The sequence below is a fragment of the Arthrobacter sp. StoSoilA2 genome, from assembly GCF_019977195.1.
Classification (GTDB): domain Bacteria; phylum Actinomycetota; class Actinomycetes; order Actinomycetales; family Micrococcaceae; genus Arthrobacter.
Map to the genome: position 1 here is coordinate 3974008 of NZ_AP024643.1, position 20137 is coordinate 3994144.

Below are 20137 nucleotides of genomic sequence, written 5' to 3' on the forward strand. Positions count from 1 at the left end.
TGTCCTCGTGTGTGTTGGGCCGTTAGGCCTGGCCGCGGCTGAGATCGATGCCCAGGCCAAGTTCGCTGATGCGGACGGGGAGTTCGGTGTCCAGGGACTGGTTGCCGGCGATGCCGACTGAGACGGAACGGAGGCCATCGATATACCCCGACGGACGGCCCAGGGGGTCTACGCCGGGTCCATTGAAGAGGTCGGAGAGCAGCAGGTTGTCGCCGCCTCCGTGGCCTCCTTCCCCGTTGACGATCGGGACTTCGTAGGCCGCCTCCCAGTGACGCTGGACCACCAGGCGCTCTCCATTTCGTCGAACGGCGTCTTCTTCCTCAACAGGCGTGGCGCTAGGGTCCACCACAGTCTTCTTGTCTGTGCTGAATTGGACCGCTGCGCGCTCAACCACTTCGAGCTCGGCGCGGCCCTCCGTGCCGTTGACGCTGACCCTGTACCCTTCCCACGGGCTGTGGGCGTTCAGCGAGTAACTCAACGTGGGCCCGCCCTGATAATCAACCACGAGGGCCAGGTTGTCCTCGATGGTGATGCCTTCCGTGAACACGTCTTGGTCCCTCAGGTAGCCGTCGAACTTTTCGTTGTCGTAGTACAGGGCCTTCAAGCGTTCGTCCTCCCGCATGTCCAGGCGGAACGGATCACGCGCCAGGCCATCAACCGTGCCGCGCTCCGGGCGGGCACCCAGACCGCGCTCGGCAGCATTCTTGTCGCCATAGAACCGGAGCCCCCCGGAGGCGAAAACGCGCTCGGGGACGTCATTGATCCACCAGTTGACGAGGTCGAAGTGGTGCGAGGCCTTGTGGATGAGGAGGCCCCCGGAGTTGTTCTTCTCACGGTGCCAGCGGCGGAAGTAGTCCGCGCCGTGCACGGTGTCCAACACCCAGGTGAAGTCGATGGACGTGACCTTGCCGATCACGCCGTTCTGGATGATCTCCTTAAGGGCGGTGTTGCGCGGCGAGTAACGGTAGTTGAAGGTGACTACGACGTTCCGACCGGTTTCTGCCACGGCAGTGGTGATGCGGCGGCAGCCCTCGACATCGATCGTCAGCGGCTTTTCAACCACGACGTCGGCACCCGCCTCGAGTGCCTCCACGATGTAGTCCGCGTGGGTGTAGTCCGGCGTCGTGACAATGACGCGTTCGATGCCGTTGGCCTGGATGAACCCGGTTAGCTTTGCCGGCTCGAAGAACGCCACCGGCTCTGTTCCGCCGAGTTCCTTGATGAGTTCCTGGTAGAACTCCACGCGGCCCTGGTTCACGTCTGAGAGGGCGACGAGGTCAGCTACGTCTGCGTGCTGTCCATAGATCGCGCGAATGTACATTTCGGAGCGGCCCCCGGTCCCGATAAGGGCAATGCGCGTCCGATGGCGGGCAGTGCTTCCGGCGGAGAACCCGGAAGTGCCCGGTGCGGGCGACTGGGTCTCGGCGGTGTCGACGTTGACCATGGGAAGGCCCCTTTCAAAAGGCAGGAGTGAACCGCTTGACGGCCCGGCGTGATCTGGGAAGAATCATGAGAAAGCGTTTTCTCAGAGCGTTATAAGCTTTGTATCAAGACTCTGGCGGTTCCGTCAACCATTGCCCCAACGCAGGGGCAGCACGCGGACAGCCAACCGGAAGGGGCAACATGGCACGGAGGAACACCAATCGGCGGATTGGCATTGCCGATGTCGCGGAGAAGGCAGGCGTCTCGCACGCCACAGTGTCCCGCGTCATGAACGGTAACGCCGCCGTTGATCCCGGCATTGCCGAGCGCGTCCGTGCGGCGGCAGCCGAATTGAAGTACCAACCCAACCCGGTGGGCCGAAGCCTGGCCTTGGGCAAAACCGACACCATCGGCATAGTTGTCCCGGACCTGGCAAACCCCACGTTCCAGGCCATCCTCCGCGGACTTAGCATTGCCGCCTCCCAGGACGGGTATCGCGTCCTGATCGCGGATTCATCCGAGGTAACCAGCGAGGAAGCAATCCTGGCCGGAGAAGCCCGTCGCCGCTGCGATGGCGTGGTGCTCTGCGCACCCCGAATGGGCGATGCCGAACTTGAAGAGCTGGCACCTACCCTGCATCCGCTGGTACTCATCAACCGCACCACGGTGGCCACCAACACTCCAAGCCTCAGCGTGGACTACGGCCAAGGTATCCAGGAACTCGCCCAGCATTTGGTGGGCCTGGGCCACCGGCGGCTGGCCTATCTCTCCGGCCCGGAGCACAGCGCATCCAACCGCCAGCGCTTGGTGGGCCTGGAAAAATTCCGGAAAGAGCACCCGGAGATTGAACTCCAAATGCTCCGCGGCGGGTCCAACTTCGACTCCGGACATGAATCCACCGAGGCCATCATCGCCAGTGGCGCCACCGGCATCCTGGCCTTTAACGACCTCGTCGCCATGGGTTTGCTCAGTGGCCTGCACGAGCGTGGCATGCGGGTTCCGGAGGACATCTCGGTGACGGGGTTCGACGACATCCCGTTCGCCAAGTACACCACTCCCCCGCTGACTACCGCCGCCGTGCCCATCAATGAACTTGGGAGCCTGGCGTGGCGCAGGATGCGGGAGCAGATCCAGCAAGCAGGCGAATCCACCACCCAAGCCCAGGATGAGTTCTCGCCGAGGATGGAAATCCGCAAGAGCACTGCAGCCCCGGCCTTCAAGCCCGCATAGAAATGCAACGCGGGGTCACTTAGGGCCCATCCGGAAGCCCACCATGGGCCCTAAGTGACCCCGCGTTGCTCTAGTCTCCGGAAGCCTGCGAGCCCACTCCGGCCTCTTTGTAGAAGCCTTCGATGTGGGCCGCCACGAGCTGTGCTGCCCGGCCGCCGTCGTCGTTGTTCACAGCAGCGAGGATGGCGCGATGCTCGGCCCTGAGCCGTTCGGAAGTCGCCTTCCAATCCGGAAGGTTCCCCGTCAACTCGCCGGCGTAGTTTTCAATTGCGCCCCGCAATGACGCCATCATTGCACTGACCACTGTATTTCCGGCAGCCTGTGCCAGTGCCACATGGAACCGGGCATCAAGGGCCAGGAACGCCTCGATGTCCGGACTGTTGTCCATTTGCTCGAGCAGCGCCGCCGCCTCATCAAGGGCAGGGGCGCCAACTTTGGCCCGGGCAGCTGCCCAGGATTCGAGCAGCACCCGGGTCTCCACGATGTCGGCCACGGGAAGGTGCCGGGTCGCCACGTGGAGGCGGAGCGTGGAGCCCAGTGCAGAGCCGGGCTCGGCGATCACTACAGTTCCCGCATCCTTGCCCGAGCCAACACCCGCGCGCACAACACCCATTGCTTCAAGGATCCGCACGGCCTCCCGTACAGATGTCCTGGATACCTGCAGCTGCTCGGCCATTGCCCGCTCTCCGGGGAGCCGACCGCCGAGGGCGAGGTCGCCGTCGGATAGCTGCTTTTCTATCCACTGCAGGACTAGTTCGTGGGTACGCATACGGGAATACTAGTTGATGTGGTCCAACCACATGGCTTACAGTGTGGTTAGACCACAGTGGTAGGACCACAGAATTTCAAGGGAGAACCGCATGACCGACACCCTCGATCCGAAGATCACAGCAGCCCCGGCCAATGCCGGGAGCGACGAAACCGTCAGCCGGCCGCCCCAGCCGACGCCCGCCGTCGTACAATCTCCGGCACTGAAGCGGCGCATCCCCAAGGTGTCGGACCTGGCGCCGCTCATGCAGTTCAAGAAGCCCGAATTCAGCAAGGCGGCCCGCCTCAAGCGTGCCAGCACCATCTGGGACCTGCGCGACATCGCCAAGCGCCGCACGCCGCAGGCCCCATTCGACTACACCGACGGCGCCGCGGAAGCCGAGGTCACGCTACGCCGGGCGCGCCAGGCGTTCCAGGACATCGAATTCCGCCCCGGGATCCTTCGCGATGTTTCCAGGATCGACCTCCGTACGGACATTCTGGGGAAGGAATCGCGCCTCCCCTTCGGCATTGCGCCCACCGGATTCACCCGGATGATGCAGTCCGAGGGCGAATACGCCGGCTCGCAGGCCGCAGAAGCTGCCGGCATTCCCTACACGCTGTCCACGATGGGCACGGCCTCGATCGAGGACGTTGCTACGGCGGCTCCGAACGGCCGCAACTGGTTCCAGCTGTACCTCTGGACCGATCGTGACCGCTCCCTGGAGTTGATCGAGCGCGCCGCCAAAGCAGGCAACGATACCCTCATGGTGACCGTGGATACTGCTGTCGCCGGGGCTCGACTGAGGGACGTCCGTAACGGCATGACCATCCCGCCGGCGCTGACACTCAAGACAGTCCTGGATGCGTCCTACCGACCCGCGTGGTGGTTCAACTTCCTGACGCATGAGCCGCTGACCTTCGCGTCGCTCTCGCGGTATACGGGAACGGTGGCGGACCTCATCAACTCAATGTTCGACCCCACGCTGACGTATGAGGATCTTGATTGGCTGCGTGAAACCTGGAAGGGCAAGCTTGTGGTCAAGGGCATCCAGACCGTAGAAGACGCCCGCAAGGTGGTGGACCACGGCGCCGACGGCATCGTCCTGTCCAACCATGGTGGCCGCCAACTGGACCGGGCGCCTATCCCGTTCCATTTGCTGCCTGAAGTTTCGGCGGCCCTGAAGGCGGACAACAGCAAGGCCGCGATCATGCTGGACACGGGCATCATGAGCGGCGCCGACATCGTGGCCGCCCTCGCCTTGGGGGCAGACTTTGCCTTGATCGGCCGCGCATACCTCTATGGACTCATGGCCGGCGGACGCGAAGGCGTGGACCGCACGATCCAGATCCTCGAGAAGGACATGACCCGCACCATGGCACTCCTGGGCGTCAGCAAGGTATCGGACCTGAACCCGGACCACGTGCGGCTGCTGCAGAAGTAGCCACCCAACTAGGTCGCAGTTAAGCACGTTTTGAGCCCGCTAAACGCGCTTAACTGCTACCCAGTTGGGGGCGCGGGCTCTAGATCAGGCCCTGAGCCAGCATCGCGTCGGCTACCTTGACGAAACCGCCGATGTTGGCGCCCACCACATAGTTTCCCGGCGAACCATATTCTTCGGCGGTTGCTGCGCAGCGGTCATGGATGCCCACCATGATCTCGGTAAGCCGCTGTTCCGTGTGCTCAAATGACCACGAATCACGGCTGGCGTTCTGCTGCATTTCCAGCGCGGACGTAGCAACACCACCAGCATTGGCGGCTTTACCCGGGCCGAACAGAACGCCCGCCTCCTGGAACACTGACACTGCCGAACGCGTGGAGGGCATGTTGGCGCCTTCAGCTACGGCAATCAGGCCGTTGCTGACCAACTTGGCGGCAGCTTCGCCGTCGAGCTCGTTCTGCGTGGCGCATGGCAGCGCGACCGTGCCGTTCACGTCCCACACGGAACCGCCGGCAACGTGGCTGGCTCCGGAACGGCGCGCAGCGTATTCGGTGAGGCGCCCGCGTTCCACTTCCTTGATCTGGCTGAGAAGCCCGACGTCGATTCCCGCCTCATCCACGACGTAACCGGCGGAATCGGAACAGGCCACCACGGTTGCACCGAGAGATTGTGCCTTGGCAATCGCGTTGATGGCCACGTTTCCGGAACCGGACACCACAACGCGCTGGCCATCAAAGGAAGCACCACGGGTCTTGAGCATCTCCTGGGCGAAGATCACGGTGCCGTAACCGGTAGCCTCCGGCCGGACCAACGAGCCACCCCAGGAAATCCCCTTGCCGGTGAGGACGCCGGATTCATAGCGGTTGGTGATGCGCTTGTACTGGCCAAAGAGGTAGCCGATCTCGCGCCCGCCAACCCCAATATCGCCGGCCGGGACATCGGTGTATTCACCGATATGCCGGTACAACTCAGTCATGAACGACTGGCAGAACCGCATGATCTCGGCGTCGGAGCGTCCGCGGGGATCGAAGTCGGAGCCGCCCTTGCCACCGCCGATCGGCATGCCTGTAAGGGCATTCTTGAAGATCTGCTCAAAGCCGAGGAACTTCACGATGCCCAGGTACACCGACGGGTGGAACCGGAGCCCGCCTTTGTACGGGCCAAGCGCCGAGTTGAACTCCACCCGAAAACCGCGGTTTACGTGGACGCGGCCTGAGTCGTCGGTCCACGGCACGCGGAAGATGATCTGCCGTTCGGGTTCGCACAGACGCTCCAGCACGGCACCCTCAAGTAATTCGGGGTGCCGATCGTGAACAGGCCCCAGGCTTTCGAAGACCTCGGTGACCGCCTGGTGGAACTCCTTCTCGCCAGGGTTCCGCGCCAATACGGTGTTCCGGACAGCTTCGAGCCTCGAATCCATGCGTCTTCCTATCCATCCATGCGCCGACTGGCGACGAGACGATTCAGTCCCGTCATCGTTGCATCATTGGACGTAGGATCTCCATCCAGCGAGAATGTGACCCACGGGAAGAGTTAACACAACCGTAGAAAAACCCCGCAAACGCAAGGAAACCTGACGCTAACGAAACCTCACAAGGTGTTCAAGATCACGTTGTATTGAGTTGGTAAGCGAACTAGCGCTTGCGACCGAATTTCGGAAGGTTGGGAAGATTCGGAAGGTTGGCCAGCAGATCCGCCGCTTTAGTGGCAGCGCGGCCAACAGTCCGGCCAATCTGCTGCGGAACGGTATCGTCCGATGCCGGATCCAGCGAGAGGGGCATCCCATCTGAGTGGACTTTCACGGCCTTGCTGACGGCCTCGGCACGAGTTGCAACGAGATCCGGCAAAGTGGCTTCCACATTCGACCCGGCGGGCACAGCCTCAGCGGAAGCCACCGTTTGCGGCGCTGCTTCCTCGGAAGGTCCGACGGCGGCGCTGGCCGAGGGTCCGACGTCGAACGTTTCCAGCCAGGTAGCCACACCTGCCAGCGGCTTCGGGTTCAGCGCGTAGTAGCGCTTCTGCCCCTGGGCGCGCATGCTGACGAGGTCAGCCTCGCGGAGCACCTTCAGATGCTTGGAGATAGTGGGCTGGCTTGCAGCCAGTTCTTCCACCAGTTCGCCTACAGCTTTATCCCCAGAGCGGAGTGAAACCAGGATGTCGCGCCTGGTTGCCTCAGCTATGACGGCAAATACGTCGTCAGTCACCATGCCTCCCACCCTAGCGACATATACGCCAAATGGCATCCCTGTTTCGTGCCGCGACGGCGCTGGATCGTTGACCCTATCCAAGGCCAATGCTAAAACGGATTCACGGTCCGTCCGGGCTGCCAGGCCCCGGCCGCCAAAAGCACGGGGGCGGGGCAATGACTGATTTCCTTCGGCGCCAAATCTTCAACATCATCGCCGGTGTGTTCCTTGCCGTCTTCGTCTTTGTGTGGAGTGCCGTGCTCCTTCGGGTCGGCACCTGGGTTCCAACAGGTGATCTGACGGCCCCTGAACTGAACGGCGCCCTGGTTACCGCGGCGGGCGTCCTCGCCACGTCCCTGAGTTCGCTAACGGCATCCGCACTGGGGTTCACCATTTCGGAGGTTAAGCGGGACAGCGCGAACGCGGGCGAATCCAGTGCCGTCGTCAGCCCGGCCGAGGTTGCCTTGCGGTTATCGGGACGGGTGATAGTCGCGATCATGGTTTACATCACCATGGGCTTGCTGGTCCTGGTGCTATGGCTGTTCAAGGGCCAAGCGTCCACGGACCTCATCGGAGCATTTGCTTTGTCGTTGCTGGGCTGGCTCGTGGGTGCGGCGGGCGTGGTGTTCCAGACGGAGAACACTGGGCCGTAGGTGGCAAGACCGTCTAATCGAACCAGGGATCGAGCCCGTACAAAGGGAAGATCTCCTTGCGCGTGGCAATGACCGTCCTGTCCACCTCGTCCGCGGGGTCGTATCCAACCTCCCAGGAGCGCCACCAGACATCCACGTCATCGCTCATCGACTCGGGCGCCCAAACCCCGTAAGTTTCCCTGACATAGGTCCGCCAGGCCTCGGGAACGGGAGTGCTTAGCGGGACCGGCCGCTGCGTCACCATCCCGATCAGGTGGCTCCACGCACGTGGCACAACACCCGTGATGTCATAGCCGCCTCCACCAGTGGCTATCCACCGGTTATCGCAGTACCTGGCGGCAAGGCTGGCGACGGCGCTGGCCGCCTCCCGCTGCCCGTCCACGCTGAGGTTGAGGTGCGTCAATGGATCCAGGCGGTGCGAATCACAGCCGTGCTGACTGACAATCACCTCGGGATTGAAAGCTCCAACCAGTTGCGGTACCACCGCGTGAAAGGCGCGAAGCCATGCGGCGTCTCCCGTGAACGCCGGCAACGCGACGTTGACAACCGTGCCTTGCGCATCCGGGCCGCCGGTTTCATTAGCGAAACCCGTTCCCGGAAAGAGGGTAAGCCCGGATTCGTGCAGGGAAATTGTCATGACGCGGGGGTCATTCCAAAAAATGCTTTGCGTTCCGTCGCCATGGTGGGCATCGACGTCGATGCTCACCACGCGCCGCACACCGCCGTCCAGAAGCCGCTGGATGGCGATTGCGACGTCGTTATAGACGCAGAATCCGCTGGCCCGCTCGCGCGCGGCATGATGCAATCCACCACTGAAATTCACGGCGCGCACGGCTTTCCCGGAGAGGATGGACTCAGCAGCCAACAGGGAACCACCGGCGAGTCGGGCACTGGCCTCGTGCATGCCGGCAAATGCGGGATCATCCTCGGTTCCGAGCCCCCGGTCTTCCTCGGGCATGGACGGATCCTGGCTAACGCGGCGCACCGCCGCGACGTACTCCGCGCTGTGCACCGAGCAAAGTTCGACGTCGGTGGCCAGCTCCGGCTTCTCCACCGCCACATGGCTGTGGTTGAAAAGACCGAGGGATTCCGCGAGCCTCGCAGTTAACTCCAGCCGCTGCGGGGCCATAGGATGGCTGGGACCAAAGTTGTAAGCAGTCATGGCCGGATCCCACACAACCGTCGTTGGCAGTGCGGATCGCGTAATGCTGGAAGCAGTTGTTCCAAGCCTGGAGTTCATCCAGAACAGGCTACCTGAGGCCGCGGAGCTCTACCGCCCGGTTACGCTGCAGGAATAGTGGTTTACTACTCAGGAAAGCATGTTCAACCGAGGAAGAACCCATGTCTCAAAGCCAGTCGCGCTCTGCGAGCCCGGCCCACTGGCAACCCGGCCAGCAGGAACGTGAAGGTCTGTGGATTTTCACGCGTGCGCGCGACTTCATTGACAACATCGCCAACACGTCCCCGGCCCGCCTGGCCCTGGTCGCTTTCGCCTCGGTGATCCTGCTCTTCACAGGCTTGTTGTCCTTGCCGTTCTCCTCGGCTTCGGGCGAACCTACTCCTCTGCACCAGGCCATGTTCACGGCGGTTTCCAGTGTCTGCGTGACCGGCCTGACCGTGGTTTCCACCGCCACCCACTGGTCCTTCCTTGGCCAGCTCATTATTTTGGTGGGCATCTTCGTGGGCGGCCTTGGCACTTTGACCCTCGCTTCACTGTTGGCCCTCATGGTCAGCAAGCGGCTCGGTGTCCGCGGCAAGCTCATCGCCCAGGAGGCCATGAACAACGCCGGCAGGCTTGGTGAAGTGGGTACGCTGCTGCGCATCGTCATCGTGACCTCCGTGGTGATCGAAGGCGCCCTTGCCTTGGCCCTGATCCCCCGCTTCATGCTTCTCGGCGAGCCATTCTGGCAGTCGGTGTGGCACGGGGTCTTCTACTCGATCTCGTCCTTCAACAATGCCGGATTTACGCCGCACTCGGACGGAATCGTGCCCTACGAGACCGACCTCTGGATCCTGGTTCCACTCATGTTGGGCGTGTTCCTTGGCAGCCTCGGCTTCCCGGTAGTGATGGTTCTGCAACAGAACGGCCTGAACTGGAAGAAGTGGAACCTCCACACCAAGCTCACCATCCAGGTGTCCTTCATCCTGCTGCTCGCCGGCACGGTCCTGTGGGCGCTCATGGAATGGGACAACGTGCGGACCATCGCGCACATGGATCTTGGCGACAAGCTCATCCATTCCCTCTTTGCATCAGTGATGACGCGCTCAGGCGGGTTCAACCTGGTTGACCAGAACCACATGGAATCCACCACGATGCTCCTCACGGATGCCCTCATGTTTGCCGGCGGCGGCTCGGCGTCCACCGCGGGTGGCATCAAGGTGACCACTATCGCGGTCATGTTCCTCGCCATTGTTGCCGAGGCCCGTGGAGATGCCGATGTGAAGGTCTACGGACGCACGATTCCCCAAGGCACCATGCGGGTGGCCATCTCGGTGATTGTTGCCGGCGCCACACTTGTATCGGTCGCGGCATTCCTGCTGCTCTCCATCAGCGGCGCAACACTGGACAGGGTGCTCTTTGAAACCATCTCCGCCTTTGCCACAGTGGGACTGAGCACCAACCTCAGCGCCGAGCTGCCGCCGTCGGGCGTTTACGTCCTGACCGCACTCATGTTCGCAGGCCGTGTGGGCACCGTAACCCTCGCTGCCGGCCTGGCCCTGCGCCAGCGCAGCCAGCTGTACCACTACCCGGAAGAGAGGCCAATCATTGGCTAGTACCACAGGGGCGGCCAACCGCCCCGCCCACAACGCACCAGTGCTGGTCATTGGCCTTGGCCGGTTCGGGTCGGCCACAGCCGAGCAATTGGTCAAGCAAGGCCGGGAAGTCCTGGCGATTGAACGCGACCGGACGCTCGTCCAGAAATGGGCTCCCGTGCTCACCCACGTGGTGGAGGCGGACGCCACCAACATCGATGCCCTGCGGCAGCTGGGGGCCCAGGAGTTCAGCTCCGCCGTGGTAGGCGTGGGCACGTCCATCGAGTCCTCGGTGCTCATCACGGTGAACCTGGTGGACCTGGGCATCCAACACCTCTGGGTCAAGGCGATCACCCCATCCCACGGCAAGATCCTCAGCCGGATCGGCGCAAACCACGTGATCTACCCGGAAGCCGACGCCGGCGTCCGTGCCGCGCACCTGGTGTCAGGGCGCATGCTGGACTTCATCGAGTTCGACGACGACTACGCGATCGTCAAGATGTATCCGCCCAAGGAAACTGTGGGCTTCACCCTGGAGGAATCCAAGGTGCGCTCCAAATACGGCGTGACGATCGTCGGCGTGAAGACCCCCGGTGAGGACTTCACGTATGCGCGGCCGGAAACCAAGGTGTCAGGACACGACATGCTGATCGTGTCCGGACACGTCGATCTCCTGGAGCGCTTCGCAGCACGGCCCTAGGGCGCGGTCAGCCCAGCTGTTTTGTGATCTCGGCTGCGCGGTTGGCAGCCGCACGGGCTCCCTCAGCGATGATCCTGGGGATCCCGCCGTCGTCGAATGCTGCGATAGCTCGCTCGGTGGTGCCGTTGGGACTGGTTACGGCAACGCGAAGTGCAGTGGGGTCCGCACCTGGTTCCGCCAGCATGAAACCGGCGCCCGCCACCGTTTCGCGGGCCAGCATGACGGACAGTTCGGCGTCCAGCCCCAATTCAACACCCGCAGCGGCCATGGCCTCAGCCAAATAGAACGCGTAGGCGGGGCCGGATCCACTGATGGCGGACAAGGCGTCCACTTGTTCCTCCGGCACCTCCACAACCTTGCCGGCTCCTGCCAGCGCTGCCTTCACCTTCTCCAGCTGTTCCGGCGTGCAGTGCGTCCCGGGCGAAACGGATACGACGCCGCGACCCAGCTTTGCGGGTGTGTTCGGCATGGTGCGGATCACCGGCTGCCCCTCCGGGAGGGCGGCCTCAAGCTGCGCGATGGAAACCGCAGCTGCCACGCTCACAACAACGGTGTCCTTCGCGAGTGCCGGGCTGATTTCCCGGGCAAGGTCTGTAATGCCAACTGGCTTGACCCCAAGGATGACTATGCCTGAACCCTTGGCGGCGAGCTTGTTGTTGTCCGGCTCTTCCTCGCCGGCGATCGCCATAACGCCGTACCGCTGCGCAAGCTCTTCTGCGCGCTCGGCACGTCGGACAGTGGCGACGACATCGGATGGGTCAGCCCCGGCGGCAAGGAGACCGGCCAGAATTGCCTCGTTCATGGATCCACAGCCAAGGAATGCGATTCGGTTGCTCATTGCACCATCATGGCAGTTTGCCCATGGAGGGGTCGAACGCTGTCCGGATTCACAGCTTGTTCCCAAGAATATTGCAGGCAGCACCCAACCTTGGTCCGTAACTTAGTAGTTACCTCATTGAGGGTGCGAGTGATGAGGCGGGCATGGGGATGCCCGCCAACAGCACCGGTGGCCGGGGCGGGTTTTCCCCCATTTCCCGATTCGGCCGCCGGTGCTTTCGCTTTTAATGGCGTTGGCTTCCAATTAGCGAGTTGGCTACTAATTATCGTGCGACCGCACCAGCGGGATGCTGAGGTGCTGACGTGCGAAACGAAGCGTTTCCGCCAACATTTCTTCACGCTCACCAGCCACCTTGGCCTTGCGGGTTGAAATCTCCGCCACCACAACACCACTGAAACCGTTGGAAGCAAGGTGTTGGAGGGCGTCGGCGCACTGCTGCGTCCCCGTACCCGGCACCAGGTGCTCGTCCTTCCCGGAACCTGAACCATCCGTGAGGTGAACGTGGCGGAGTTTGCTGCCTAGTGCCTGGATGGCTTCCAAACTGTTTGCCCCCGCAGTTGCCGCATGCGAGAAGTCCCAAGTGACGTCGTCGTAATCCTGTCCCAAGGGATCCCAGTGCGGCAGGTAGGCAACAGCCTCCCGTCCGCGGACACGCCACGGGTACATGTTCTCAACTGCGATGTGCACCTGGTACATTGCAGCGATTTCCCGAACGCCCGCAGCGAAGTTCTCGGCGTAATTCGACTGCCAGCGGAACGGTGGATGGACCACCACGGTGTCGCAGCCGACCTCCCTGGCCATCTGGCAGGACTTCTCGATCTTGTTCCATGCGGCTCCCCAGACCTGCTGGGTGAGCAGCAGTGTGGGCGCGTGAATAGAGACGATCTGCTGGTGGTAACGATGGCTCAATTGGATGAGGGCGTCGGGATTCTGGCTCACGGCGTTGTTGGTGACCATGACCTCAACACCTTCATAACCAAGGTCCTGGGCAACCGCGAAAGCATCATGGACGCTCAGCGGATAGACGGAGGCACTGGACAGTGCCACCGGGATGTGGCGGTTATTTGCAACGGGCTCGACGTCGGTGCTCATCTCAGGAAGCCAGCCCGCCTGCCACGGGGGCCGGAATTGGTGCAGGAGCAGGGTTGTTCACGGGCACAGGGAACTCCTCAAACGTGTGCTGGGGCTCGTCGTTGTCCGTCGTCTTGTCGCCTTCCTTGGCTGCTTTTTTCTTGGACTTGTCCTTCTTGCGCTTCCCGACGTGAGGCGCAGGATCCACGGCATCATCGAAGACCAATTGGTCCAGGCGTCGAAGGATCAGCCCTTCCCGCAAAGCCCACGGACAGATTTCCATCTTAGGGAATTCAAAGAGCTCCAATGCGGCCTCCGCCACCAGAGCCCCGGCCAGCAATTGTCGGGCGCGCGCATCTGAAACGCCTGGGAGGTATAGGCGGTCCTCAACCTTCATGGCGGATATGCGCTGGGCCCACAAGCCAAGATCGGCGGCGTGGAGTTCCCTTTTCACATACGGACCGGCCGCGCTGGGGGCAGCACCAGCGATCCGCGCAAGGGAGCGGAACGTCTTGGAGGTACCCGCCACCAGGTTGGCCCGGCCAAGCTCGTGGAAATTTCGGACAACAGGCTTAAGGGTAGAGCGGATGTACCGCCTCAGCTCCTTGACGCTCTTGGCGCTGGGTGGATCATCATGGAGCCAATCCCGCGTCAGCCGGCTGGCTCCCAAGGGAACGGACGTAGCGAATTCCGGGAGTTCGTCCGTGCCGTAGGCCATTTCGAAGGATCCCCCGCCAATGTCCAGATCCAGGATCGGACCGGCGCCCCAGCCGTACCAACGACGAACGGCAAAGAAAGTCATTGACGCTTCTTCGCTGCCCGTGAGCTCCTGGAGAGTCACCGTGGTCTCGTGTTTCACCCGGGCCAGGACCTCGGCGCCGTTGGTTGCCTCACGGATTGCCGAGGTACAAAACGCGAGCAAATCCTCGGCCTTGTGGCGTGCTGCGAATTCCCACGCCTCCAGGACGAACTCAATCAGCTCAGTCTGGCCGGCATCGTTGATGTTGCCATCGCCGTCGAGGTATTGCACCAGGGAGAGTGGCCGTTTGTGGGAGGCAAAAGCCACTGGGCGGGCACCGGGATGGGCGTCCACGAGCAGCAGGTGGACGGTGTTTGAACCGATATCGAGAACGCCAAGACGCATTCTGCCATTATTCACTGATTCGAAGCCGGGGAAGCAACTTGGCGGCCACGTTTCGCTGCCAGGCAGACCTCCCGTGCCCAGGATGCCAGCTATTCCGTTGGCTCCCCTGCCTCGTCTGCCCGTTTGAAGTCGCGGCGGATGTTGGCGATCCCCTCAGGATCGATTTCGAAGCCATATTCGCTTCCGGGGTTGATGACCATGCCCAGTTCGTCGCCGATGTTGCCGAGGATCGCCGAACCCATGGTGCCCAGAATGTGCGGGGCCGCTTCCAGGAAGCGCTCATCCACACGGCTCGGGTGGCTGAACACCGCAAGAACAGGCTGTCCATCAGCGTTCGAAAGGACCAATGGCTCTACGGCAGAGTCCGGTCCATCCACTGCTTCGGAACTGATGAGGTAGACCTCGTTGTTCAGGAAAGCAAGGATGACGTCTACCGGGTTGGCGTCCGGCTGTTCAGCCAAGGCGAGCTTCGCTTCGAGGTCGTTCAAGGGTCCGTTGTCCGGTGAAGCCGTCTGTTCAGTCATGGTTCTACTCGACCACGATGCCGTCCGGGACGCAATTCGATGGCTTCCCGGACCGCACCCTGTCTTGTTGAGGCGTCACCTTGACGCCGGCCGCTCGTGGCCCGGCTGCTTTTGGCCGGGCTACTTTTGGCCCGCCTGCTTTTGGCCGGGCCACTTTTGGCTGGCTACTTTTTGGCGGCGGCTTTCCTGGCTGGCGCCTTGCGCGTGGTCGTCCGTTTGACGGGACCCTTGGCCCGCTTCTCGGCAAGAAGTTCGACGGCGCGTTCCCGGGTCAGTTCCTCAAGGGACGTTGAGCGCGGAACCGTGATGTTCGTGACGCCGTCGGTGATGTATGGACCGAATCGGCCCTCCTTCACGACAATGTTCTTCTCGGACACGGGGTCCGGGCCGAACTCGGCCAGCGGCGGCACGGCGGCCCGGGCACCACGCTGCTTGGGCTGGGAGTAGATCTCCAAGGCCTGTTCCAGGGTGATGGTGAAGATTTCTTCTTCGGAGCCGATTGAACGGGAGTCCGTACCCTTCTTCAGGTAAGGTCCGAACCGGCCGTTCTGGACGGTGATGACATTTCCTTCAGCGTCCTCGCCCAGCACCCGGGGCAGGCTCATGAGCTGCAGGGCCTCATCCAGGGTGACGCTGTCCACGGTCATGGACTTGAACAGCGAACCTGTGCGTGGCTTGGCTTTCACCGGCTTCTTTGGAGGCTTGGGCTTGCCGTTCTTGTAGTACTCAACGGGCTGGTTTGCCAGCTGTTCCTCGGTCATCTCGGGAATGATCTCGGTGACGTAGGCGCCGTAACGGCCGTTCTTGGCAACCACGGTATGGCCCGTGTGTGGATCGGTTCCCAGGACACGTTCCTCAGGAGCCGCAGTTTCCATGAGTTCGATTGCCTTCGCGGCTGTCAACTCATCCGGTGCGAGCTCCTCCGGGACGTTGGCCCGTGCGGACTCCACCACTTCACCGGTCTTCTCATCAACGGTGGGAATGCTGCTTTCCAGGTACGGGCCGAACTTACCCACACGCAAGGTGATGCCCTCCGCTATGGGCACGGAGTTGATCTCGCGGGCGTCAATCTCGCCGAGGTTGTTCACGATGCTCAACAGCCCGGGATCAGCGTCTTCACCATAGTAGAAGTGCTTCAGCCACGCTGCGCCCACGGCTTGGCCGTTGGCGATCTTGTCCAGATCGCCTTCCATGTCAGCGGTGAACTCGTAGTCGACGTAATCCGTGAAGTGCTGCTCAAGCAAGCGAATCACCGAGAAAGCGATCCAGCTGGGGACCAGGGCAGAACCTTGTTTGCGGACATAACCACGGTCCTGGATGGTGGAAATCGTGGAGGCATAGGTCGACGGACGGCCGATGCCCCTCTTTTCCAGCTCAGCAGTCAGCGACGCTTCGGTGTAACGCGGAGGCGGTGAGGTTTCGTGCCCCACAGCGACGATGTCCGAGGCCTGCAGGGAGTCATCCTTGGCCACGTTGGGCAGCCGGCGCGCTTCATCGGAGTCTTCATCTCCGCGGCTCTCGTCCTTGCCTTCCTCATATGCGGCGAGGAAGCCGGGGAAGGTGATGACGGTACCGGAGGCCGAGAATTCAGCGTCGCGCCCGTCAGCTGCTACGGCACCCAGCCGGATGGTGGCTGTGGAGCCCTTGGCATCGGCCATCTGGGACGCGACCGTGCGCTTCCAAATGAGCTCGTACAAACGGAATTCGTCTCCGCTGAGCTGCTTGGCCACCTGGGCGGGAGTGCGGAACGAGTCACCGGCGGGGCGGATGGCCTCGTGGGCCTCCTGGGCATTTGCAGCTTTGTTGGCGTAGACGCGGGGGCTTTGGGGCACGTACTCGGGGCCGTAGAGCTCCGCGGCCTGGCGCCGGGCTGCTGTGACAGCTTCATCGCTCAAAGCCGAGGAGTCCGTACGCATATAAGTGATGTAGCCGTTTTCGTAGAGGCGCTGGGCGACCTGCATGGTGCTCTTCGAGGAGAACCTGAGCTTTCGACCGGCTTCCTGCTGCAGCGTGGAGGTGGTGAACGGTGCGGCAGGACGGCGTGTGTACGGCTTGGTGTCTACCGAACGAACGCGGAAATCGGCGTTCTGCAGGCCTGCGGCCAAGGACGTGGCAAGTTCCTCGTTCAGGTGCACCACGTTGGAGGATGTGAGCTGGCCATTGTCGTTAAAGTCACGACCACTGGCGACCTTGGAACCGTCCACCGCAGCAAGCTTCGCCTTGAAGGATCCCGAGTCGGCTCCGAACTGGCCGGTCAGGTCCCAGTAGGAAGCGGCCCGGAAAGCCATACGTTCACGTTCGCGGTCAACCACCATACGGGTAACCACGGACTGCACACGTCCTGCGGAGAGCCCCCTGGCGACCTTGCGCCACAGAACCGGTGAGATTTCATAGCCGTAGAGCCTGTCCAGAATACGCCGGGTCTCCTGGGCATCAACCAGTGCGGTATCGACGTCCCGAAGGTTATCCATGGCACGGTGAATCGCTTCCTTGGTGATTTCGCCAAAAGTCATGCGATACACGGGAACTTTGGGTTTAAGGACCTCAAGGAGGTGCCACGCGATGGCTTCGCCCTCGCGGTCCCCATCGGTTGCGAGATAGAGCGCGTCAGCGTCTTTCAGCTGGGCCTTGAGCTCGGCGACCTTTTTCTTCTTGTCCGGGGATACGACGTAGTACGGCTTGAAGTCGTTTTCGATGTCGACGGCGAACTTGCCCAGCGAGGTCTTCTTCAGTTCTGCAGGGAGGTCCGATGGCTGCGGGAGATCCCGGATATGGCCGATGGAAGCCTCGACGATGAAGCCCTCGCCAAGATACTTGGCGATGGTCTTGCTCTTGGCCGGAGACTCCACGATCACGAGTTTCTTGCCGGTTTTTGCCTTGCTGGGCACGGTGCTCCTACAGAAAAAATGTGTAATTGGGCTGGTGCCCATATTGGCCTAGTTCACCATAGATTGCAGAATCCTGCGTTCCGGCGTGGAAATCCGAGGGTCTGGCCGGACCCCTAGTGCCCAGGTGCCATGCGGTCATCCGGGATCATTGACCACAGAGTAGCAACACGCTCGGCACCTTGTGGAATCCGGGTGGGGTCGTCCAGTTCGTACTCCCGCAGGACCTCCCTGATCCGTTCGGAAAGCTCTTTGCGCTGCTGGTTGGTCAAGTACAGCAAATTGCTCGCCAGCACCACCGACGCCGGCTCGTCCGCCGCTTCGCCACGTTGCCGGCGTTCTCCGCGGGCCTTGGCAAAAGCCGAAGCTCTGCGCCGGAAGGCATCCAGCTCAAGATCGACCACTGCGATCTCCGGGCTGGCCACGCTGCCGCCTGAAATCCTGAAGTCAGTTCCAGCAGCCTTCCAACGGCGTTCCCTTGCGTCGCCGGCATTTTCGGCCGGGGCAACGATCCCCCATTTCTGGAGTGCACGGAGGTGGTAGCTCATGGCACTGGGTGTCAGGCCGGTGCGGGCCGCGAGCTCAGTAGCCGTGTGGCTTACCTGTGTTGCGTAGAGCTCGGAGATGACCTCAAGGCGGGCGGCGTGCGCCAATGCACGGATAGCCTTGGGATCGGTTATCTCAACCGTTTTCTCGGCCCTCTTTCGCCGAGGGGCATCGCCCGACGCCTGGGATGTCTGGTTGTTCGCAATCACTTCATCAGTGTAAGCAGGGTCACTAACTGAGGACTTGCTACCGAGCGGGCGCGGCGGCCGTGCACTGTTCATACGGACGCCTCTTGCGTATCCGGGAGGAGGAACCCGTCCAGGACGAGATTCCGTACTTCGGCAAGAAGCCCTTCTTGGAAGGACCCTGAATCGAAGTCGTCCGCGCCTCCCAGGAGTGCTTCCAAGGCTCCGGCAATCTGCCTTACGGATAATTGGCCATCACAAGCAGAAACAAAGCCCGCCAGCTCCGTGCTGAGCAGGTTTGTTCGACGAAGGCCGGCCCCTTGCCGGAGGAGGATCACGCCTGGATGCACCGCCCCGGGACGCTGATGGCGTTCTTCGGTGACGTCCTCGGCCACCACAAGGTGTACTTCCGGCAAAGTACTGCCAGCGAGCCAGTCCGCGCGTTCCACGGCCGCGCCCAGATGGGGACCGATAGGTTGCTCAATGGGGTAAGTAATCTCCTCAAACCGGCTGATGCGTGCTTCGTTTGAAGTTTGTGGGCGGCGTAGCCAGATCATGCCAAAGCCGATTCCTTCAACATCCCTCGATGCGAAGTCGTCCAGGTACGCGGCGTAGGACTGCTGATAGTGAGTGCGGTCCCGGTTCTCCGAAGCGTCCTGCAGCCAGGTCTCTGCGTACTGTTCCGGGCTCAGCTGCTCACGTTGAATGAACCAAACGTCCAGGCCTGAACCTTTCAGCCATGAGGAAGGCCTGTCATGCCATGGTGTCCCTGTGCGGATCTCCCAGTTGCCGAGCATTTGGGCTGTGCCGCCGGGTTCAAGGACGCCTGCCAGGGTCCGCACCAACGAGGCGACGATCTCATCGCCGGGCAGTCCGCCGTCGCGGTATGTAAATTGATCAGCCAAGGATTCACCGGCGCTGCGCGGGGTAATGACGAAGGGCGGGTTGGAGACGACGAGCCCGAAACGTTCCCCCGCCACGGGTTCCAGGAGCGAGCCCAGGCGCAGGCTGACGCGGGCTTCGAGGTTGTTCGGATCCAGGTCCAGTTCCTGAGCGTTAAGGAGCAGATTGAAACGGGTGAAGGCGAGCGCCCTCCCGGAGATGTCCGTTGCCGTGACATGTTCGCAGTGATGCAACAAATGGAACGTCTGGATGCCGCAGCCTGTCCCGAGGTCCAGCGCACGGTGCGTGTGCTGCCTGATGGTTGTCTGGACAAGGGTTGTTGATGCCCGTCCTATCCCCAGCACGTGGTCGTGCCTTAGGACCCCGGCTTGTTGGTGGGCAGCGAGATCACTGGCTACCCAAAGCTCCGCTCCCCCGCTGCCGTCCGCATTGGCCTCCCAGCCATAGGGACGTAGATCCACCTTGGCCGTGGCAACACCGGCGTCCAGGGTGATAAGTCCAAGCCGGGCGAGTCCTTGGGCGCCCACGCCGGGGAGTGCAAGGTCAATATCGGACTGCGGCTGTGGGACAGCAAGCAACCACAGCCGCACTATGACGGACAGCGCCCGGGTGCTTTCCACGCCGCTCTTGGACATGCGTTCACTCACCAACAACGCTGGAATGATTTGGTCCCTGTTCAATGCGGCATAGGCGGATTCCCCCAGTAGTTCCGCAACGCCGTCGACCGTGTATGAGATGGCGCGAAGGTCTGAGGCCAGCGACGCAAGGAGCTCCGGGTGGTCGCTGCGCGGGGCGTCGTCAGTATTGCCAGCGGTAAATATTTCGGGGGTTTGAGTCACATTGCAAGTCTATGGGCGCCGCTTCATGGGAGACGTTTCCGGTTTGGGCTATGTGGACAAAACCTTGT

At 62.0% G+C, this 20137-nt stretch carries 18 protein-coding genes; 6 read left to right on the forward strand and 12 right to left on the reverse strand.

What is annotated here, in order from left to right; genetic code table 11:
• Positions 1-22: 22 nt before the first annotated feature.
• The gene (locus tag LDN82_RS18040) at positions 23-1444 is read right to left on the reverse strand and encodes a Gfo/Idh/MocA family oxidoreductase (RefSeq protein ID WP_224165291.1); all 1422 of its coding nucleotides are present in this window, start codon (positions 1442-1444) and stop codon (positions 23-25) included.
• Positions 1445-1623: 179 nt separating this feature from the next.
• Between LDN82_RS18040 and LDN82_RS18045 the strand changes: the two genes are divergently transcribed.
• Positions 1624-2652, forward strand: coding sequence for a LacI family DNA-binding transcriptional regulator (locus tag LDN82_RS18045; RefSeq protein WP_224165292.1), 1029 nt, complete (start codon positions 1624-1626; stop codon positions 2650-2652).
• Between the two features lie 70 nt (positions 2653-2722).
• Here LDN82_RS18045 and LDN82_RS18050 read toward each other — a convergent pair whose 3' ends face one another.
• Positions 2723-3421, reverse strand: a complete 699-nt coding sequence (locus LDN82_RS18050) for an FCD domain-containing protein (protein ID WP_224165293.1) — start codon at positions 3419-3421, stop codon at positions 2723-2725.
• 91 nt (positions 3422-3512) lie between these two features.
• Here LDN82_RS18050 and LDN82_RS18055 point away from each other — a divergent pair, with 91 nt between their 5' ends.
• A complete protein-coding gene (locus LDN82_RS18055) occupies positions 3513-4844 on the forward strand; it encodes an alpha-hydroxy acid oxidase (protein ID WP_275964692.1) in 1332 nt (443 codons plus the stop codon).
• A gap of 79 nt (positions 4845-4923) precedes the next feature.
• Here the strand turns inward: LDN82_RS18055 and gdhA are convergent, their stop codons facing one another.
• Both gdhA and LDN82_RS18065 read right to left on the reverse strand, forming a co-directional pair.
• The gene (gene gdhA / locus LDN82_RS18060; RefSeq protein ID WP_224165294.1) at positions 4924-6261 is read right to left on the reverse strand and encodes an NADP-specific glutamate dehydrogenase; all 1338 of its coding nucleotides are present in this window, start codon (positions 6259-6261) and stop codon (positions 4924-4926) included.
• A 214-nt stretch (positions 6262-6475) separates the two neighbouring features.
• The gene (locus LDN82_RS18065; RefSeq protein WP_224165295.1) at positions 6476-7048 is read right to left on the reverse strand and encodes a metalloregulator ArsR/SmtB family transcription factor; all 573 of its coding nucleotides are present in this window, start codon (positions 7046-7048) and stop codon (positions 6476-6478) included.
• A 155-nt stretch (positions 7049-7203) separates the two neighbouring features.
• Between LDN82_RS18065 and LDN82_RS18070 the strand changes: the two genes are divergently transcribed.
• Positions 7204-7680 (forward strand): hypothetical protein, encoded by a 477-nt coding sequence (locus tag LDN82_RS18070; RefSeq protein ID WP_224165296.1) that lies wholly within the window; start codon positions 7204-7206, stop codon positions 7678-7680.
• Between the two features lie 13 nt (positions 7681-7693).
• Here the strand turns inward: LDN82_RS18070 and LDN82_RS18075 are convergent, their stop codons facing one another.
• Positions 7694-8842 (reverse strand): acetoin utilization protein AcuC, encoded by a 1149-nt coding sequence (locus LDN82_RS18075; RefSeq protein ID WP_224088819.1) that lies wholly within the window; start codon positions 8840-8842, stop codon positions 7694-7696.
• On the opposite strand from LDN82_RS18075, the gene LDN82_RS18080 reads away from it, so the two are divergent.
• Genes LDN82_RS18080 through LDN82_RS18090 form a run of 3 tightly spaced genes read left to right on the forward strand, consistent with a single transcriptional unit; the run spans position 8841 to position 11134 of the window.
• On the forward strand, positions 8841-8978 hold the full coding sequence (locus tag LDN82_RS18080) for a hypothetical protein (protein ID WP_224088820.1): 138 nt from the start codon (positions 8841-8843) through the stop codon (positions 8976-8978). The genes LDN82_RS18075 and LDN82_RS18080 overlap by 2 nt on opposite strands.
• A 43-nt stretch (positions 8979-9021) precedes the next feature.
• Positions 9022-10455 (forward strand): potassium transporter TrkG, encoded by a 1434-nt coding sequence (locus LDN82_RS18085; protein ID WP_224165297.1) that lies wholly within the window; start codon positions 9022-9024, stop codon positions 10453-10455.
• Positions 10448-11134, forward strand: a complete 687-nt coding sequence (locus LDN82_RS18090) for a TrkA family potassium uptake protein (RefSeq protein WP_223934424.1) — start codon at positions 10448-10450, stop codon at positions 11132-11134. Before LDN82_RS18085 ends, LDN82_RS18090 begins: the two co-directional genes overlap by 8 nt.
• Before the next feature lie 7 nt (positions 11135-11141).
• Here the strand turns inward: LDN82_RS18090 and proC are convergent, their stop codons facing one another.
• The 7 genes from proC to LDN82_RS18125 all read right to left on the reverse strand — a co-directional run bounded on the left by proC (position 11142) and on the right by LDN82_RS18125 (position 20069).
• Positions 11142-11972 (reverse strand): pyrroline-5-carboxylate reductase, encoded by an 831-nt coding sequence (gene proC, locus LDN82_RS18095; protein ID WP_224088823.1) that lies wholly within the window; start codon positions 11970-11972, stop codon positions 11142-11144.
• A gap of 258 nt (positions 11973-12230) precedes the next feature.
• Positions 12231-13064: a sugar phosphate isomerase/epimerase gene (locus LDN82_RS18100; protein WP_216927041.1), complete on the reverse strand. Its 834-nt coding sequence runs from the start codon at positions 13062-13064 to the stop codon at positions 12231-12233.
• A gap of 1 nt (position 13065) precedes the next feature.
• The gene (locus LDN82_RS18105) at positions 13066-14187 is read right to left on the reverse strand and encodes a Ppx/GppA phosphatase family protein (RefSeq protein WP_224088825.1); all 1122 of its coding nucleotides are present in this window, start codon (positions 14185-14187) and stop codon (positions 13066-13068) included.
• Positions 14188-14276: 89 nt separating this feature from the next.
• On the reverse strand, positions 14277-14711 hold the full coding sequence (locus tag LDN82_RS18110) for an SseB family protein (protein ID WP_224165298.1): 435 nt from the start codon (positions 14709-14711) through the stop codon (positions 14277-14279).
• A gap of 164 nt (positions 14712-14875) precedes the next feature.
• The gene (gene topA, locus LDN82_RS18115) at positions 14876-17599 is read right to left on the reverse strand and encodes a type I DNA topoisomerase (RefSeq protein WP_224165299.1); all 2724 of its coding nucleotides are present in this window, start codon (positions 17597-17599) and stop codon (positions 14876-14878) included.
• A 113-nt stretch (positions 17600-17712) separates the two neighbouring features.
• A complete protein-coding gene (locus LDN82_RS18120; protein WP_224165300.1) occupies positions 17713-18423 on the reverse strand; it encodes a helix-turn-helix domain-containing protein in 711 nt (236 codons plus the stop codon).
• Positions 18420-20069, reverse strand: coding sequence for a methyltransferase (locus LDN82_RS18125; RefSeq protein ID WP_224165301.1), 1650 nt, complete (start codon positions 20067-20069; stop codon positions 18420-18422). The genes LDN82_RS18120 and LDN82_RS18125 overlap by 4 nt, the downstream gene beginning before the upstream one ends.
• Positions 20070-20137: the final 68 nt, after the last annotated feature.

What these genes read in the sequence shown, in the direction of transcription:
- LDN82_RS18100 (WP_216927041.1), bottom strand. Translation starts at nt 13,064, where the DNA reads ATGAGCACCGACGTCGAGCCCGTTGCAAATAACCGCCACATCCCGGTG.
- LDN82_RS18055 (WP_275964692.1), top strand. Translation starts at nt 3,513, where the DNA reads ATGACCGACACCCTCGATCCGAAGATCACAGCAGCCCCGGCCAATGCC.
- LDN82_RS18070 (WP_224165296.1), top strand. Translation starts at nt 7,204, where the DNA reads ATGACTGATTTCCTTCGGCGCCAAATCTTCAACATCATCGCCGGTGTG.
- LDN82_RS18045 (WP_224165292.1), top strand. Translation starts at nt 1,624, where the DNA reads ATGGCACGGAGGAACACCAATCGGCGGATTGGCATTGCCGATGTCGCG.
- LDN82_RS18120 (WP_224165300.1), bottom strand. Translation starts at nt 18,423, where the DNA reads ATGAACAGTGCACGGCCGCCGCGCCCGCTCGGTAGCAAGTCCTCAGTT.
- LDN82_RS18080 (WP_224088820.1), top strand. Translation starts at nt 8,841, where the DNA reads ATGGCCGGATCCCACACAACCGTCGTTGGCAGTGCGGATCGCGTAATG.
- gdhA (WP_224165294.1), bottom strand. Translation starts at nt 6,261, where the DNA reads ATGGATTCGAGGCTCGAAGCTGTCCGGAACACCGTATTGGCGCGGAAC.
- LDN82_RS18050 (WP_224165293.1), bottom strand. Translation starts at nt 3,421, where the DNA reads ATGCGTACCCACGAACTAGTCCTGCAGTGGATAGAAAAGCAGCTATCC.
- LDN82_RS18105 (WP_224088825.1), bottom strand. Translation starts at nt 14,187, where the DNA reads ATGCGTCTTGGCGTTCTCGATATCGGTTCAAACACCGTCCACCTGCTG.
- LDN82_RS18085 (WP_224165297.1), top strand. Translation starts at nt 9,022, where the DNA reads ATGTCTCAAAGCCAGTCGCGCTCTGCGAGCCCGGCCCACTGGCAACCC.
- LDN82_RS18065 (WP_224165295.1), bottom strand. Translation starts at nt 7,048, where the DNA reads ATGGTGACTGACGACGTATTTGCCGTCATAGCTGAGGCAACCAGGCGC.
- LDN82_RS18110 (WP_224165298.1), bottom strand. Translation starts at nt 14,711, where the DNA reads ATGACTGAACAGACGGCTTCACCGGACAACGGACCCTTGAACGACCTC.
- proC (WP_224088823.1), bottom strand. Translation starts at nt 11,972, where the DNA reads ATGAGCAACCGAATCGCATTCCTTGGCTGTGGATCCATGAACGAGGCA.
- LDN82_RS18040 (WP_224165291.1), bottom strand. Translation starts at nt 1,444, where the DNA reads ATGGTCAACGTCGACACCGCCGAGACCCAGTCGCCCGCACCGGGCACT.
- LDN82_RS18075 (WP_224088819.1), bottom strand. Translation starts at nt 8,842, where the DNA reads ATGACTGCTTACAACTTTGGTCCCAGCCATCCTATGGCCCCGCAGCGG.